The following is a 16,234-nucleotide window of genomic DNA, read 5'->3' on the forward strand; positions in this document are numbered from 1 at the left end:
GATCGATGCGCACGTACGGATAGTTATGATCGTTAGCGCATAGTGGGTATGAACCTGCTGCCTGCTGTGTGGACGTACTGCCCCCATATTCCTGACCCCCCGCGCCCTGGGATCCTTGGAGGTGAGCCGCCGTGGCACTCTCGATTTCGGCGGTGGTGCTGCTGGCGATCATCGTCTTCCTGCTGATCAAGAAGTCGGGACTGAAGGCAGGGCACGCGATCGTGTGCATGCTGCTCGGCTTCTACCTGGCCTCGTCGACGATCGCGCCCACGATCAACGAAGTCACCTCCAACATCGCGGGGATGATCGGCAGCCTCAACTTCTGAGCGCGGCCGTCGCCGGCCTCTCGCGTGTTACCCGTCGGTAAGCAATGATGGGCGGACCAGCATCCACGCGCGCAGGGCGGAGCCGACGGTGACGACATCCGAGGAACAGAGCCAGGGACGCGAGCAGGCGCGGACCACGGTCCACGTCTTCCGTGACGACGCCCTGGGCGACCTGGACGCGGTGGGCCTCGCCGCGGCGATCCGCCGGGGCGAGGTGAGCGCCGCCGAGGTCGCACGGGACGCGGCGGCCCGCGTCCGGGACGCCGACGCCCGGCTCGACGCCGTGCAGGTGCACCTCGACGTCCCGGCCCACCACGACGCGGACGGCGGCGCGTTCGCCGGGGTGCCGACCTTCGTGAAGGACAACACCGACTTCGCGGGGCTGCCCACGGGCCACGGTAGCGCCGCGTTCGTGCCGCGCCCGGCCCGGCGGCACGCCGCGTTCACCCGCCAGTTGCTGAGCACGGGCGTCACGGTGCTGGGCAAGACGCGGCTGCCCGAGTTCGGCTTCAGCCCCTCCACGGAGTTCGAGGAGGGCCCGCCGGTCCGCAACCCCTGGAACACCGCGCATTCGGCGGGCGGTTCGTCCGGTGGCAGCGCGGCCCTGGTCGCCGCGGGCGCCGTGCCGGTCGCGCACGCCAACGACGGCGGGGGCTCCATCCGCATCCCGGCCGCCGCCTGCGGCCTCGTCGGCCTCAAGCCGACCCGCGGCCGGACCGTGCCGAACGCGCAGGGCCGCCAACTGCCCATCGACATCGTGGTGGACGGTGTCGTGAGCCGCACGGTGCGGGACAGCGCGGCGTTCCTCGCGGCGGCGGAGCTGCACCACCGCAACCCGAAGCTGCCCTCTCTCGGGCTGGTCGAGGGCCCCGCGGACCGCCGGCTGCGGATCGGGCTCCTCGTCGACTCCCCGAACGGCGCCCGCACCGACGACGCCACCCGCGCGGCCGTCACCGACACCGCCCGGCGCCTGGAGGGACTGGGCCACACGGTGACCCCGGTCGAGTTGGCCATCGACCCGCGCTTCACCGAGGACTTCCTCACCTACTGGGGCCTGCTGTCGTTCCTCATCGGCGCCACGGGACGCACCATGGGCGCGGAGTTCGACCGCCACCGCATGGACGGCCTGAGCCGCGGCCTGCGCGCCACCTACGTCGCCAACTGGCGCCGTACGCCCGGGGTGGTGCGGCGGCTGCGGCGGACCCGGGAGGCGTACGCGGCGGCGTTCCGGGGTCAGGACGTCATCCTGTCCCCGGTGCTGGCCCACACCACCCCGCCGCTGGGCCACCTCAACCCGTCCGTCCCGTACGCCACGCTGATCGAACGCATCCTGGCCTACGTGGCGTTCACGCCGGTCAACAACGTCGTGGGCACGCCGTCGATCTCCCTCCCGGCCGCGTCCACGACGCCGGACGGCCTGCCGGTCGGCGTGATGTTCTCCGGCCGCCCCGGCGCCGAACGCACGCTGCTGGAGCTGGCCTTCGAACTGGAGGCGGACCGGGCCTTCCCGAGCATCAAGGACGCCTGAGGATCTCGGCGGCGTCCTCGTCACAGGAGGAGCATCACCGCCGCGCCCCAGAGGACCGTCAGGGCGACCAGCGGCGGCCCCACGGGCATGCCCTGGCGGTCGGACGCGGCCTCGCCCGCCGGGCGGAGGTCCGGGCGCAGGAGGAGGGCGCGGAGCTCGTCGACGACGCGTTGCGCGCCGGGCTCGCGGCCCAGGCGGCGCTCCAGCCATGCCCAGCCGGTGGGGGACACACGCACGGCGTCGTCGTCGGCGCGGCCGATGAGGATGCCGTCGTCCCGGAGCGACACGGAGAGGACGGCTTCCCAGGGGACGCGCCGGACGCGCCAGGCCGTCGTCACCCACAGCCCGTCCCGGTCGGCGGTGATCCGCCAGGTGGTCGCCGTCGCCACGGACGTCACCAGCCACGGCAGCGTCACGGCGAGCAGCAGCCAGTGCCAGGACGGCCCGTCCTCCAGCGCGGCCCACACACCCCCGCCCTGCACCACCAGCAGCCCCAGGCCGACCGCCCGTGAGAAGCCGTGCGCCCGCCACACCCGAGGCTCCGCCGAGGGCGTCAGACCGGCGGCGACCTCCTCGACCGGCCGCCGGGGGTGCTTCCGCCCGCGCGCCGACGGTTCGCCCGTGTTCCACAGGGGGACGGCCGGCCTCACCGAGGTGACGCTGCACTCGACCGCGACCTCCGGGTCGTCCTCGTCGTCGCGTGCGACGAAGGCGACCTCCGCGCCGGTGCAGGGGGCGCCGTAGAGGACGGCCTCCCGCAGGGGCGGGGCGGGCGCGTCGGCGCGCAGCACCTGAGCGACCTTGTCCAGGCCGAAGTCGCCGTCGTCGTCGGCCGTTTCGAGGTCGTCCTCGTCCTCCTCACCGCCCTCGGCGTCGGCGTACAGGGAGTGGAACCACAGCACGGGCCGGCGGCCCTCGGTGTCGTCGGCCGCGAACACCCAGGTACGGCCGTCCTCCTCGCCCTCGCGCACCAGCACGCGCAGCACCGGCAGGGGCCCGCGCCGCAGCCGCCGCGCGCCGAGCCGCCCGGCCACGCCGTTCACCAGGAACGCGAGCCCGGTCACCGAGCCGGCCAGCACCAGGACTTCCCACCCGAACGCGTCGTACGGCTCGGCGACCAGCACGGCTCCGTCGCCGTCCACGACGAGATCGACGCGGGTGTCGGCGGGGAAGTCCTCCGGGAAAGCCGTCTCGATGCGGTAGGTCCGCCCCTCGGCGGTCACGGTGAGGAGGCCGTCATCCGCGTCCACGGCGGTGACTTCACCGGAGAGGTGGGAGGCGGTGGCGGCGCGTTTGTCGTACGCGTCGGCGACCCCGAGGGCCCGGTGGACACCGAACCCGGCGACGACAAGGAAGACGGCGGCCGGCACGAGGGACATCCGTCCCCGGCGGAACGTCCGCGCGGCGTCGGGCAACGGCTGCGCGGCAGCCCCGGCCGCCTCCAGCGCCAGCGCCCGCTGCCGCCCGGCGACGGTCAGCCGGTGCACGAGCCCGGCCACGGCGAACCCGGCGGCGGTCAGGTACGCGAGAGCGGACGGCCGGGCGAAGGCGGTGACGCCCTCCTCGACGGCGAGCGCCACCACGGTGACCGCGAGCCCGCCGATCGCGAGCCGGGGCTGCCGCCACACCCAGTACAGCGACAGCACGAGAACGACGGCCACCGCGAGCCCCGGCCAGTCGCTCCCGCACGGCTCGGCCGACGTACAGGCGGGCACGGGAGCGGCCGCCACCTCCCACGCGACGGAGACGGCCAACGCGAGGAAGGCGAACAGCGGGTGGGCCCAACGCGCGGGTACGGCACCGAGCCAGCGGAGGGCGTCGGCGGTCCGCCACGCGGGCGTCCCGGGCGGTATGTGCTCGGCCGGCAACGGCACGGGTTGTCTGGACACCCGCGCATTATGGCCGGACCTGGGGGTCTGTCCGTGTTCGCCTCAGACGACCGTGAAGTACGGCTGCCCGTGCAGGGCCCATACGCACAGGGCGCCGTTCTCCTGCCGGAGTTGCCCGAGGGACTTCTCGCCGTGACGCCGGGTGAGCCGAGCCCACAGGGCGTCGTGCGCAACCTCGACGGTGACCTTCCGCTCGTCGGTGTCCCCGTGCAGCGACTCGCTGATCCCGACGGGGGAGAGCCCGTCCGGCGGCGGGAACGTGCGGTGGATCTCCGCCACTGCGTCCTCGGGATCCCCGTCCGGGGAGAAGACGATGAACGCGGACATCCGGCACGTCATCGACTTCTTGGACGGGCCCGCACCGAAGAGGCTGATGTGGTGGCCACGGACGTCCACGCACTCGTCGCGGATGACGACATCGAGCGGCCGCAGCCACGGCACACCCGCTTCGATCTCCCGCACGCGGGCGAGCAATCCCTCGGCGGCCGCCTCCCGCTCGGCCCGCACCTCGGCGGAGGCGGCGATCCGCCTCAGCTTCCACTTCGGCGGCCAGACACGGGAGAACCCCACGATGGTGAACAGGAGCAGAAGCCCGAACGCCTCACCGGTCCTGCGCCGCAGCGACCTCACGCCGGACCGTCGTGCCCCACGGAGGTGAGAAATCCGGCCCAGGCGGCCGGGGCGAAGGTGAGGCGGGGGCCTTCGGTGTTCTTGGAGTCGCGGACGTGGACGGTGGTGGGGTCCGTGGCGATCTCGACGCAGGAGTCGGTCTCCGCCCCGCTGCTGTAGCTGCTCTTGAACCACGTCAGTTCGCGGATCATGTCTCCCCCAACAGCCGCTCGATGAAGGCGGTCGACTCGAGTGGAGTGAGCGCCTGCGCCCGGATGATGCCGTAGCGCAGTTCCAGGATACGGAGCTGCCGTGGGTCGGTGACCGGGCGACCACCGGCCACTGCCGGGGAGCGCCCGCACGCCGTCCCGTCGTCGAACTTCAGCACTTCGATCCCGCCGTCCGCCCCGGCGTGCTCCTCGCGGTCCATCGGCATCACCTGGATCTCGACGTTGGGCAACTGGGCGACAGTCAGCAGGTGCTCCAGCTGCGCGCGGACAACGTCCAGGCCGCCGAGGCGCCGTCGGAGCGTCCACTCGTCCTGGACGAAGCTCAACTCCGGTGCCGCCTCACGGTCGAAGACCGCCTTGCGGGCCACGCGTGCCGCCACTCCGCGCTCGATCTCCTCCTCCGCGTAGCGCGGTCGCCGCATGCGGAACAGGGCTCGGGCGTACTCAGGCGTCTGCAGAAGCCCGTGAAGGTTCACGGGATCGTAGAGCTGAACCTCCACCGCCCGCGCCTCCATCTGCGCGAGATCCCGCACCTTCTTCGGGTATCGGACCTTCCTCACGTCCTCCTTCATCGCCGCGACGAGACCGCCCGCCCCCAGGACCTCGTCCGCCGTGTCCAGGTACTCGGGGCGGGGGATCCGCTTGCCGCTCTCGATCTTGTAGACGAGGTCCTCGCCGTACCCGACCGCCACCGCGAACTCGGGCACGCGCATGCCCGCGGCCTCCCGCCGGAGCTTCAACTGCCGTCCCACGGTGGCCACCACGGCCAGCGCCCAGTCGTCGTCCGGGTCCACCTCCCAGCCCGGCTCGTCCGCCCGGCCCGTACCGGGTCCGACCCGTACCGCCTCACCGTTCACCGACATGCGCGTGCCCCTCCGTGGTGCCGTTCCGTGATCGCGAGCCCCGCGTGCCAGGACCGGCCGACAGTCCGGACACCCCCGGACAAGCAGTGGACGGTCACTCTACGCAGCGCCGCGATCACTCATCACGGTACGGCCGTTCGGCCACGCTGAGTCACGTGAACCAGAAAATCGCCCTCGCGGGGACCATGCGTCCCGATGGCCAAGTGCGGCACGTCAGCATGCTGTTGTCGTCGACCGCGCGGGGTGCCCGCCTCGCGCGGCTCCTCGCGGTGGACGCGCTGCGGAGCTGGGAGGTCCCGTACGAGACGGCCGGCCAGGTCGTCGCCGAACTGGCCGCCAACGCCGCCACGCACGGGCGCGTGCCCGGCCGCAGCTTCCGGCTGACGCTGTACGTCGTCGGCACCACGCTCCGCATCGAGGTCACCGACACGCGTGGTGACCGCCGGCCCGTCCTGCGCGAGCCCGACGGCATCGAGGAGTCGGGCCGCGGGCTGTTCCTGGTGGACGCGCTCGCCGATCGCTGGGGAGTCGCCGAGGGGCGCCACCCCCGTAAGACGGTGTGGGCGGAGATCGACCTCACGACGTCACCGGAACGCGGAACCTCGCGCTTCGGTGACGTCGGCGGCTAGAAGACCAAAGAACTCGGGGGAAAAGCACCCCACCAAGCCCCACCCCTCCCGCCCGCGATCTCGCTCACTCGGGCGGGTGAACCGTGTCGAACCGGCTGGATTTCCTCGCCGCCCAGGCCCCACGCTCAGCGCAGGGCAACGCACAACGCCCCACCACAACCGCAGACATGAGACGGCCCCCGCCGGGACGGCAATCCCAGGGCGAGGGCCTGACCACCGAGGAAGATAAGGGCTTCCCGTGGGTATCCAGAACCCTAGCGTGCCCCTGCGCACGCCGACCCGCCTTGCGGGCAACAAGCACCCGAACCGGGCCCACCGCACCACCGGCGGGCTCGAGCACGACAACACCCGCCACGCCACCCGCTTCGTGGTGATCGGCAACCACCTGGCCCAGCACCCGGAGCTCTCGCTCCTCGCGATCGGTCTCGGCACCCACATCCAGTCCCTGCCGAAGGGCGCCCCGGCCGACATCAAGACCCTCGCCGCACGCTTCCCCGAGGGGGCCACCCGTATCGCCGCCGCGCTGCGGGAGTTGGAGTCCCACGGCTATCTGCGGCGGGAGCGCGTCCGTACGCCCTCCGGCCGCATCGTCACCCGCACGATCTCCTGCAACCAGCCGGCCGCCGTCCGGCAGCGGGCGGAGCAGCCGTGCCGGGAGAGCACGCCGTCCGCACCGCGCGAGAAGCCTGTCCGGACACGCAAGGCCCTCCCGGCCGTGCCGCGCCCCGCGTACTCCGGCCCCGGACTCCTCCAGGCCGCCACCGACCTCTTGGCCGACCTGCGCCGTCACGACTCCCGCCTGCTCCTCTCGGCCGACGACACCGCCCACCTGGCGCCCGGTGTCGCGGCCTGGCTCGAACGTGACGTGACCCCCGCGGCCGTACGCCGCGCCCTGACGGCCGACCTCCCGCCCGAGGGTCTGCGGCGTCCGGCGGCCCTGCTGGCCCACCGCCTCGCCGCCCAGCTCCCGCCGCCCGCTCCGTTCCGGGCCCAGGCCACCGCCCCGCCGCCGCCCGTCCGCCACCCGCTCCGCACCTGCGACGGCTGCGACCGCGCCTTCCGCGCCCCCGCCCCCACCACCCACTGCCGCGACTGCCGAACCGACCTCCAGGAGGCCGCCTAGCATGAACGTGACGACTCTTGCCCCGGGGACAGACCACGAGGAGCGAGCGCCATGACCACCGCACCCGGCGACGCTCGGCAGAACGCCTCCCACGTGTACCGGGCCATGCGCGACTTCGTGCAGTCGATGGACGACACGCTGCCCGGGAAGTTCGAGATCACCAAGCAGGGGATCGTCCACGACATGGTGGCGCCCGTGAAGCAGCACGAGTTGACCGTGCTGCGTCTCCGGAAGCGGCTGGAGAAGGTCATGCCGGAGGAGATCGTCGCGCACACGGGCGAACCCGATGTGGAGGGCGAACCCGAGGGGATCATGCGCCGCCCCGACGTGATGGTGATCGCCGAGGGGGACATGGAAGGGGACGGCGCCGTCGATCCCCGCACCCTGGTGGCCGCGGTCGAGATCGTCTCCCGGCCCAACCCCGACAACGACTGGGTCGGCAAGACGCGTGACTATCCCCTGCTCGGAGTCCCCGTCTACGCGGTCTTCGACCCCCGCACCGCCACCGGCGCCGTCTTCACGGACATCCACCCGACCCCGCACGGTCCCCGCTACGCCACTCGCAAGGACTTCGTCTACGGCGAGGACGTCACCATCGGCGACTGGACCATCCCCACGGACGGCCTGCATCGCTACCGCGACGAGGAGAGCGGCCAGGCCTCGGCGGCGAGCGGTTGACCCGCCTCCACCGGACGGGGCCGCCGGACGCGCCCCGCGCCACATAGGCTGGAGCCCATGACGGAACTGCCCGAGCGGCGTCTGATGCTGGTGCACGCGCACCCGGACGACGAGTCGATCAACAACGGCGCGACCATGGCGCGTCACGCGGCCGAGGGCGGCCACGTGACACTGGTCACCTGCACCCTCGGTGAGCGCGGCGAGGTCATCCCGCCCGAGCTGCGGCACCTGAGCGGCGCCGCCCTCGGCGGACACCGGCTGGGCGAACTGCGCGAAGCCATGGCCGCGCTCGGCGTCACGGACTTCCGGCTGCTCGGCGGGGCCGGGCGGTACAGCGACTCCGGGATGATGGGGCTGCCCGACAACGACGACCCCGGCTGCTTCTGGCAGGCCGACGTCGACCAGGCCGCCGGACTGCTCGCCGACGTGATCCTCGAGGTGCGCCCCCAGGTGCTGGTCACCTACGACGACAACGGCGGCTACGGCCACCCCGACCACATCCAGGCCCACCGCGTCGCCATGCGCGCCGTCGAACTGGCCGCCGCCCGCGGCTGGGACGTGCCCAAGGTCTACTGGAACCGCGTACCGCGCTCCGTGGCCGAGGAAGCCTTCGCCCGGCTGGAGCGCGACCTGCCCGACCTCCCCTTCGACACGTCGGCCTCGGTCGGCGACGTCCCCGGCGTGGTCGACGACGAGCGGATCACCACCGCCGTCGACGGCACCGCGTACGCCGGCGCGAAGGCCGCCGCCATGCGCGCCCACGCCACCCAGATCACCGTCGCCGACGAGCGGTACTTCATGCTGTCGAACGAGCTCGCGCAGCCGCTGTTCACCACCGAGTACTACGAACTGGTGCGCGGCGAGCGCCCCGCGGGCCGTGAGGACGACCTCTTCGCCGGCGTCACCACGGGAGAGCCGTCGTGAGCGGTGACCGCGCGCCCCTGATGGCGCAGCCCCTGCGCCCCCCGTCCGCGGGACGCGCCGCCGCCCTGCTCGGACTGCTGGTGCTCGGCGCCCTGGTCGGCGTCGCCGGGGCGCTGGTCCAGCCCGCGTGGTTCCCCGGCGGGCTGCTGCTCGCCCTGGCCGGCGAGGCGGGGACGGTGCTCGGAGCGGCGCGGCTGACCCGGAGCCGGTCCGGCGGGATCGCCGTCGCCGCAGGCTGGATGATCATGGTCGTCCTGCTCACGGTCAGCCGTCCGGAAGGCGACTTCCTGTTCGCCGCGGGCAGCGGCTCCTACCTCTTCCTCCTCGGTGGCATCGCCGTGGCTGTGATCTGTGCCACCTTCGGGCCCGGGAAGCAACCGGACGGGGACCCCGCCCGACTTCGCAAGTGACGTACCACTTCGCCGTACCAGGGGCGTGATGGTCCGGTGTGGGTTTCCCCGGCGGTACTGGGATACGGGCCGGATATGGCCAGTAAGGTGGTGCGCGCCGCCGAGCCTCCCTCGAACCCTCGGCCTCGCCCGAGCTGGGAGGACCCCCACCGTGAGGTCGTGACGGGCGGCGGAGCCAACCGGGAGAACCTGCCTTGAGTCGTGAAACTGACACTCCGTCCTCCGGGCCCAACGGGCGCGGCGGAGCCGCCTACCCGTCGGGCACCCCGCCCTACGGGATCCCGGCGATTCCGGACGAGGGCACGGACGCGGGCCGTCCGGCCGCGCGGCCGGAGGAACGCAAGACCGAGACCACGCTGACGACCCGGATCCGGATCAACATCCCCGGGTCGCGCCCGATTCCGCCGGTCGTCGTCCGCAAGCCCGTCACGGACGCGGACGGCAAGAAGGCGGCCGCCGACACCGAGGCAGCCGCCGGGCCCGCTCCCGCCGCACCCGCCGCCGACCCCGTCGAGCCGCCCGCGCGGCCCGAGACGGCCGACAGGCCCGCGGCCGAGGAGAAGCCCGCGAGCGACTGGTTCGCGCCGCGCAAGTCCCCGGCCGGCAAGCCCGGTCAGGCCGGCGGCGCGGCCAACGGCGCGCCCGCGCCCGGCACTTCCGGCGCGCCCTCGGGCGCCGCTCCCGGGACGCCCCCCGGCGCGCCGTCGGGCGCGGCTCCCAAGGCCCCGGGTACTGCTCCCAAGGCCCCGGGCGCCGCTCCCAAGGCCCCGGGCGGCCCGTCCGCCCCGAACGGCTCCGGCGCGGGCCGTCCCGGCGGCGTTGTCGGCTCCATGGGCGCGCCCGGCGGACCCCGGCCCGGCGGCCCGAAGGCGCCCGGACCCACCGGAACGGCCGGCGCGACCGGCGGACCCGTGGCCCCCGGACACGGCGGCGGCACCGGCTCCTTCGACGTGACCGAGGCGCTGGCCGGCGCTCCCGGCGGCAACCGCGCCGACCGCGGCGGCGAACCCCGCCGCGACGACCTGCCGTACTTCGCCGACGACGCCAAGGGCGGCCCCCGGCCGGGTCCCGGCGCCCCCGGCGCCCCCGGAGCCCGCCCGGCCGGCGGCGTGCCCGGGCCCGGGCGTCCCGGCGGCCCGCAGGCGCCCGCCGGGCCCACCGGCGGCCCGGTCACCGGCGACGGCCCGATGACCCCGCCCGGCGGTGGCGCGCCCTTCACGGAGGAGCGCACCGGCTCGCACGCGATGCCCGGCGGCGGCCTGAGCGACGACACCGCGATCCTCACCCCGCAGAAGCCCGCCGTGCCCGGCGACCGCGGCTACCCGCGCCACGACAACGTCTCCGGGCAGACCGTGACCAGCGGCATCCCGGTGATCCCGCCGAGCGCCTCCTTCGACGCGCCCGGCACGGGCCAGAACGCCCCCGGACCGCACACCCCGCCCAAGCTGCCCGAGCCGGTCAGCCCGCCCCCTTCGGGCTCGGCCAAGGCGCCGAAGAAGAAGGGCCGCAGCAAGCTGGTCCTCCTCGCCACCGGCGTCGTCCTCGTCGCCGGCGTCGCCTACGGCGCGGGCCTGCTGATGAACCGTTCCGACGTGCCCAAGGGCACCACGGTGCTCGGCATCGAGATCGGCGGCGGCACCCGCGACGAGGCCGTGAAGAAGCTCGACGGCGCGCTCGACGGACGGCTGAACAAGCCGCTCAAGCTGTCCGTCGACGGCAAGACCTTCGAACTCCAGCCGGACAACGCGGGTCTCCAGGTCGACGTCGACGCCACCGTCGGCAAGGCCGCCACCAGCGACTACAACCCGGTCAACGTGATCGGCTCGCTGTTCGGCCAGTCGCGCGTCGTCGAGCCGGAGATCCCGGTCGACCACGAGAAGCTCCAGGCCGCCCTGGAGAGCGCCGCGGGAGGCGCCGGCACGGTCAAGGAGGGCTCGATCACCTTCGAGTCCGGCAAGGCCGTCCCGGTGTACCCGCAGGCGGGCAAGGGCGTCGACGTCGCCAAGGCGGCCGACGTGGTCGCCGCCGCGTACCGCACGCAGGTGGAGACCGGCACCGCCGCCGCGGTGAACGTGCCGACGACGAGCCGGCAGCCGAAGGTCACCAAGGCCGAGGTCGACCGGATGATGAAGGAGTTCGCCGAGCCCGCGATGTCCGACCGGGTCACCGTGCAGACCGACCCCGCGCACTCGGTGCCGATGAGCCCCGAGAAGTCGCTGTGGAAGTTCCTGCGCGTCGAGGCGGTCAACGGCAAGCTCGTCGAGAAGCCCGACCTGAAGGCCCTGGAGAACCTGTACGGCCAGGCCTTCGACGGCGTGCTCATCACCCGCGGCAACGGCGAGAAGACCCCCGTCACCCCGCAGGACGTCTACGGCGCCCTGCGCCAGGCGCTGGTCAGCAAGGGCGACCGCACGGCCGTCATCGAGACGAACGCGAGCTGACGCAACGACGGAAGCGGCGCCGCACTGTCCCGTGCGGCGCCGCTTCCGTGCGTGCGGGGCCCGCTGCGCGGCGGCGGCCGTACATGACATCCGTCATGCCGGGCCCACGACCGCCGACACTGCCGGGCGCCCGCCCCCGGCCGCGACGATGGCCGCATGACGACGACGGACACGGTCGTGTTCGACCGGGTGACCAAGAGATACGGCGACGTGCGGGCCGTGGACGACCTGACCCTCACCCTGCGGCCCGGGGAGACCGTGGCGCTCCTCGGCCCGAACGGCGCCGGCAAGTCCACCACCCTCGACCTGCTGCTCGGCCTGAAGCGCCCCGACAGCGGCAGCGTCACCGTGCTCGGCACCGGCCCCCGCGAGGCGATCGTCGCCGGACGGGTCGGGGCGATGCTGCAGAGCGGCGGACTGATGGGCGAGGTGACCGTCGCCGAACTGGTGCGGCTCGCCTGCGGACTGCACCCCCGGCCGTACCCCGTCCCCGACGTGCTCGCCCGCGCCGGGCTCACCGCGATCGCCGGCCGCAGGGCCGACAAGCTGTCCGGCGGCCAGGCCCAGCGGGTCCGCTTCGCGCTCGCCACCGCCGGGGACGGCGACCTGATCGTGCTCGACGAACCCACCACCGGCATGGACGTCACCGCCCGCCGGGCCTTCTGGGCGACCATGCGCGACCAGGCCGACCGGGGTCGCACGGTGCTGTTCGCCACGCACTACCTGGAGGAGGCCGACGCGATCGCCGACCGGGTGCTGGTCCTGCACCGGGGCCGGCTGCTGGCCGACGGCACCGCGACCGAGATCAAGGCGAGCACCGGGATGCGGCGCGTCTCCTTCGACCTGCCCGGCGGCACGCCGGACGAGACCGCCCTGCGCCGGCTGCCCGCCGTCACGGCCGTCTCCGTGTCACCCGGCGGCACGGTCAGGATGCGGTCGAAGGACGCCGACGCCACCGTCCACGCCCTGTACGGCCTGGGCTTCTACCCCCGCAACCTGGAGGTCGCCGGGCTCGGGCTCGAGCAGGCCTTCGTCGCCCTCACCGGGACCGAGGAGGCCGTCGCGCCGTGAACGGGCTGATCCGACTCGAGGTGCTGCGCGTCCTGCGCAACCGCAAGTTCCTGTTCTTCTCCGTGATCTACCCGAGTGTGCTGTTCCTGCTGGTCGCGGGCACCGCCGACCCCACCGCGACCCTCGGCGGCACGGGCCTGACCCTGCCCGCCTACATGATGGTTTCCATGGCGTCCTTCGGCGCCCTGACGGCCGTGCTGATGGGCAACAGCGAACGCATCGCCAAGGAACGCGAGAACGGCTGGGTGCGCCAGCTGCGGCTCACGCCCCTGCCCGGCCGGGGGTACGTGCTCGCCAAGACCGCCGGCGCCGCTGTGGGCGCCCTGCCGGCGATCGTGCTGGTCTTCGTCGTCGCCGCCGTGGTGAAGGACGTACGGCTGGACGCCTGGCAGTGGCTCGCGCTGACCGCGGCGATCTGGGCGGGCAGCCTCGTCTTCGCCGCCCTCGGGGTGGCCATCGGCTACGCCGCCACCGGCGACGCCGTACGGCCGATCACGATGATCGTCTACTTCGGGCTGTCCCTGCTGGGCGGCCTGTGGATGCCCACCACCACGTTCCCGCGGTGGCTCCAGGATCTGGCAGCCTGGCTGCCCACCCACGCGTACGCCGCACTGGGTCGGGCGATCGAACAACAGCACGCGCCGGGCGTACGGGACGTCGCCGTCCTGCTGGTCTTCCTCGTCCTCTTCACCGGCTGCGCGGCCCGGCTGTACCGGAAGGACACCTCGCAGGCGTGAGCGGCATCGGCGTCAACATCGGGCAGCGCCCGCGCAACCTCAGGCAGCGGGCCGTCAAGGTGCTGTGGACGGCCATCTGGCTGGTGTACCTGAGCGCGCCCGTCAGCGACCTGCTGCACGGCGGACACCCCGCGGGCGTGCGCGCCCTCGGCTGGCTCGGGCTCGCCGTGTTCGTCACCTGGTACATGCTGCTGGTCTTCCGCGCGGGACGCGGCGACCGCACGGCGCTGGTGCTCGGCTCCCTCGCCGTGCTCACCGCCCAGTCCGCCCTGCTCGCGCTCACCCTGGGCCGCGAGTGGCTGGTGCTGTTCGTGTACGTCTCCATCGCGTCCGGCGCGGCCCTGCCCTCCCGGCTGTCCCGCTGGTCCGTGCCCGGGGCGTGCGCGCTGATGACGGCGGCCGCGTTCGCCGTGCCCGGCGGCAGGGACCTGCTGTGGGGGCTGCTCGTCCCCGCGCTGCTCGGCGGCTTCGCCATGACCGGCGTACGCGAACTCATCCGCACCACGATCGCGCTGCGCGAGGCCCGCGCCACCGTCGCCCACCTCGCCGCCAACGAGGAGCGGCTGCGGCTCGCCCGCGACCTGCACGACCTGCTCGGCCACTCCCTGTCCGTGATCACCCTCAAGAGCGAGCTGGCCGGGCGGATGCTGCCCGACCACCCGGACCGGGCGGCGCGGCAGGTCGCCGACATCGAACAGGTCAGCCGGCAGGCGCTGGTCGACGTCCGGGAGGCCGTCACCGGCTACCGGCGCCTGCGCCTCGCGGGCGAACTGGGCGGTGCGCGGGTGGCGTTGCGCGCGGCGGGGATCGTACCGGAGCTGCCCGGCGCGGACGCCCTCGGCGAGGTCCCCGAGGATGCCGAGTCCGCCCTCGCCTGGGCGCTGCGGGAGGCCGTCACCAACGTCGTCCGGCACAGCGGCGCCCGGCGCTGCACGGTGGAGGTGGCGCGCCGCCACACCCGCGACGGCCAGGTCCTCGAACTCTCCGTGGAGGACAACGGTCCCGGCGGCTCCGCCACCGGCCACGGCAACGGTCTGCGGGGGCTGCGTGAGCGGCTGGCGGCCGTGGGCGGAACACTGGAGGCCGGGCCCGTCCGGCACGGATTCCGGCTGGTGGCCCGCGTACCTGTGGAGACCGCCGCCGGGCGGGGAGGGGGGACCGCGTGATCCGCGTGCTGCTGGCCGAGGACCAGGCCATGGTCCGCGAGGCGCTCGCCGCGCTGCTGGGCCTGGAGCCCGACCTCGAGGTCGTCGCGCAGGTGGCCCGCGGCGACGAGGTCCTGGCGGCGGCCCGCGCCCACGACGTCGACGTGGCGCTCCTCGACATCGAGATGCCGGGCGCGACCGGCATCGAGGCGGCGGCGGTGCTGCACCGCGAACTCCCGGACCTGAAGCTGGTGGTGCTGACCACCTTCGGACGGCCCGGCTATCTGCGCGGCGCGATGGAGTCCGGCGCCGACGCCTTCCTCGTCAAGGACGCCCCGGCGGCGCGGCTCGCGGAGGCGATCCGCCGGGTGCTGGCGGGCGAACGGGTCATCGACCCGGCCCTGGCCGCCGCGGCCCTCGCCGAGGGCGCCAACCCCCTCACCGACCGCGAACGCGAGGTCCTCCGCGCCGCCGCCGACGGCTCCACCAACGCGGACCTCGCCGCCACCCTCCACCTCTCCCCGGGCACGGTCCGCAACTACCTCTCCACCGCCATCCAGAAACTGGCGGCCCGCAACAGAACGGAAGCGGTCCGCATCGCCCGGGACAAGGGCTGGCTGTAGCCGGCCCACGGGGCCCGCGCCGGCCGCCTGCGGCGGGGCTGCGGACGCATGGCGCAACGTCGTCGCCCGCCAGGCAGACCGCCAACCGGACAGATCCCGCACGCCGTCGGCTCCGTCGGCACGGCACGGCGGTGGTGGCGAGGTCAGTTCAGCAGGGCCCGCGCGGCCAGCGCCTCTCCTCGGATGCGGTCCGCGGCCGCCGGGTCCACCGCCGCGACGACCTCCGCGTACGCCTCCAGTTCCGCCGCGCCCGTCGTGAACTCGCCGCGCTGGACGAGGAGCTGGGCGCGTTCGTAGCGCAGGCGGGCCGGGTGGGAGGGGAGGAGCAGGGCGAGGTCCAGGGCCCACAGGCCGACGTCGGTGCGCTCGGGGCGGGTCGCCGCCCAGGCCCGGACGTTGTTCAGGATGCGCGCGACCACCTCCAGCGTCCCCGCCGGGACCAGCATGGACGGCTCCAGCGAGCCCCCGGTGGCCCCGGCGACCAGCAGCTCCGCGTCCGGTCCCGTCAGCACCCGGCCCCCGTCGAACGGGTCGGCCAGCACCTGCCCGGCGCCCGGTCCCTCCGAGGCGCCGAAGCCCACGACGAAGTGCCCGGGCAGCGCCACGCCGTACACCGGCGCGCCCGCCCGCCGGGCCACCTCGATCCACACCACCGACAGCAGGATCGGCAGCCCGCGCCGCCGCCGCAGCACCTCGTGCAGCAGCGAGGACTCCAGCCGCCGGTAGTCGTCCGGCAGGCCGTGGAAGCCGTACCGCTCGCCCAGCAGGTCCCGCAGCGCCACCGCCCACGCGTGCGGCGAGCCCGGCCGGTGCGGCAGCTCGCCCGCCAGCCGGTCCAGCTCGATCTCCACCGCGTCCATGCCGGCCTCGTCGAGCCGGCCGTCGCCCTCCGCGGCCACCAGCAGGCACAGCGCGGACAGGCCGGGCCGCTCGCTGCGCAACTCCTCGGCGAACCGCTCGCGCAGTTCGGCGGAGCGTGCCGGGGGAGGGGGACAGGGGGACGGCATA

The 16,234-nt window shown here is 74.0% G+C and carries 17 protein-coding genes; 12 read left to right on the forward strand and 5 right to left on the reverse strand.

Going from position 1 to position 16,234, the window contains the following annotated elements; translation table 11 throughout:
* Positions 1 to 131 precede the first annotated feature (131 nt).
* Together ACQZOG_RS19500 and ACQZOG_RS19505 are read left to right on the forward strand one after the other, a co-directional pair.
* Positions 132 to 326 (forward strand): hypothetical protein, encoded by a 195-nt coding sequence (locus ACQZOG_RS19500; RefSeq protein WP_006132006.1) that lies wholly within the window; start codon positions 132 to 134, stop codon positions 324 to 326.
* 88 nt (positions 327 to 414) lie between these two features.
* Positions 415 to 1,854 (forward strand): amidase, encoded by a 1,440-nt coding sequence (locus tag ACQZOG_RS19505; protein ID WP_037641385.1) that lies wholly within the window; start codon positions 415 to 417, stop codon positions 1,852 to 1,854.
* 20 nt (positions 1,855 to 1,874) lie between these two features.
* Here ACQZOG_RS19505 and ACQZOG_RS19510 read toward each other — a convergent pair whose 3' ends face one another.
* The 4 genes from ACQZOG_RS19510 to ACQZOG_RS19525 are packed head-to-tail and all read right to left on the reverse strand — an operon-like array spanning position 1,875 to position 5,445.
* A complete protein-coding gene (locus ACQZOG_RS19510) occupies positions 1,875 to 3,743 on the reverse strand; it encodes a hypothetical protein (protein ID WP_430741685.1) in 1,869 nt (622 codons plus the stop codon).
* Between the two features lie 42 nt (positions 3,744 to 3,785).
* Entirely contained in the window at positions 3,786 to 4,373 is a 588-nt protein-coding gene (locus tag ACQZOG_RS19515; RefSeq protein ID WP_033272153.1) for a hypothetical protein, read from the reverse strand.
* Positions 4,370 to 4,564: a DUF397 domain-containing protein gene (locus ACQZOG_RS19520; RefSeq protein ID WP_037641389.1), complete on the reverse strand. Its 195-nt coding sequence runs from the start codon at positions 4,562 to 4,564 to the stop codon at positions 4,370 to 4,372. The genes ACQZOG_RS19515 and ACQZOG_RS19520 overlap by 4 nt, the downstream gene beginning before the upstream one ends.
* A complete protein-coding gene (locus ACQZOG_RS19525) occupies positions 4,561 to 5,445 on the reverse strand; it encodes a helix-turn-helix domain-containing protein (protein WP_051747680.1) in 885 nt (294 codons plus the stop codon). The genes ACQZOG_RS19520 and ACQZOG_RS19525 overlap by 4 nt, the downstream gene beginning before the upstream one ends.
* 185 nt (positions 5,446 to 5,630) lie before the next feature.
* On the opposite strand from ACQZOG_RS19525, the gene ACQZOG_RS19530 reads away from it, so the two are divergent.
* From ACQZOG_RS19530 to ACQZOG_RS19575, 10 genes are all read left to right on the forward strand, one after another.
* On the forward strand, positions 5,631 to 6,074 hold the full coding sequence (locus tag ACQZOG_RS19530; protein WP_380828679.1) for an ATP-binding protein: 444 nt from the start codon (positions 5,631 to 5,633) through the stop codon (positions 6,072 to 6,074).
* A gap of 238 nt (positions 6,075 to 6,312) precedes the next feature.
* Entirely contained in the window at positions 6,313 to 7,197 is an 885-nt protein-coding gene (locus ACQZOG_RS19535) for a helix-turn-helix domain-containing protein (RefSeq protein WP_430741686.1), read from the forward strand.
* A gap of 51 nt (positions 7,198 to 7,248) precedes the next feature.
* A complete protein-coding gene (locus ACQZOG_RS19540; RefSeq protein ID WP_430741687.1) occupies positions 7,249 to 7,875 on the forward strand; it encodes a Uma2 family endonuclease in 627 nt (208 codons plus the stop codon).
* A 57-nt stretch (positions 7,876 to 7,932) separates the two neighbouring features.
* Positions 7,933 to 8,799 carry an N-acetyl-1-D-myo-inositol-2-amino-2-deoxy-alpha-D-glucopyranoside deacetylase gene (gene mshB, locus ACQZOG_RS19545; RefSeq protein WP_193456436.1) on the forward strand — a complete coding sequence of 289 codons (867 nt, stop codon included), beginning with the start codon at positions 7,933 to 7,935 and terminating at the stop codon, positions 8,797 to 8,799.
* A gap of 20 nt (positions 8,800 to 8,819) precedes the next feature.
* Positions 8,820 to 9,209: a DUF6113 family protein gene (locus ACQZOG_RS19550; RefSeq protein ID WP_033272667.1), complete on the forward strand. Its 390-nt coding sequence runs from the start codon at positions 8,820 to 8,822 to the stop codon at positions 9,207 to 9,209.
* 194 nt (positions 9,210 to 9,403) lie between these two features.
* Positions 9,404 to 11,650: a hypothetical protein gene (locus ACQZOG_RS19555; RefSeq protein WP_058916903.1), complete on the forward strand. Its 2,247-nt coding sequence runs from the start codon at positions 9,404 to 9,406 to the stop codon at positions 11,648 to 11,650.
* A gap of 156 nt (positions 11,651 to 11,806) precedes the next feature.
* A complete protein-coding gene (locus ACQZOG_RS19560; RefSeq protein WP_193456437.1) occupies positions 11,807 to 12,721 on the forward strand; it encodes an ABC transporter ATP-binding protein in 915 nt (304 codons plus the stop codon).
* Positions 12,718 to 13,458, forward strand: a complete 741-nt coding sequence (locus tag ACQZOG_RS19565) for an ABC transporter permease (RefSeq protein ID WP_193456438.1) — start codon at positions 12,718 to 12,720, stop codon at positions 13,456 to 13,458. The genes ACQZOG_RS19560 and ACQZOG_RS19565 overlap by 4 nt, the downstream gene beginning before the upstream one ends.
* The gene (locus ACQZOG_RS19570; protein ID WP_033272145.1) at positions 13,455 to 14,624 is read left to right on the forward strand and encodes a sensor histidine kinase; all 1,170 of its coding nucleotides are present in this window, start codon (positions 13,455 to 13,457) and stop codon (positions 14,622 to 14,624) included. The genes ACQZOG_RS19565 and ACQZOG_RS19570 overlap by 4 nt, the downstream gene beginning before the upstream one ends.
* A complete protein-coding gene (locus ACQZOG_RS19575) occupies positions 14,621 to 15,226 on the forward strand; it encodes a response regulator transcription factor (RefSeq protein ID WP_193456439.1) in 606 nt (201 codons plus the stop codon). Before ACQZOG_RS19570 ends, ACQZOG_RS19575 begins: the two co-directional genes overlap by 4 nt.
* A 143-nt stretch (positions 15,227 to 15,369) precedes the next feature.
* Here the strand turns inward: ACQZOG_RS19575 and ACQZOG_RS19580 are convergent, their stop codons facing one another.
* A complete protein-coding gene (locus ACQZOG_RS19580; protein WP_193456440.1) occupies positions 15,370 to 16,233 on the reverse strand; it encodes a transglutaminase-like domain-containing protein in 864 nt (287 codons plus the stop codon).
* Position 16,234 lies beyond the last annotated feature (1 nt).

The sequence above is a fragment of the Streptomyces sp. P13-3-3 genome (genome assembly GCF_050571355.1).
GTDB lineage: Bacteria > Actinomycetota > Actinomycetes > Streptomycetales > Streptomycetaceae > Streptomyces > Streptomyces althioticus.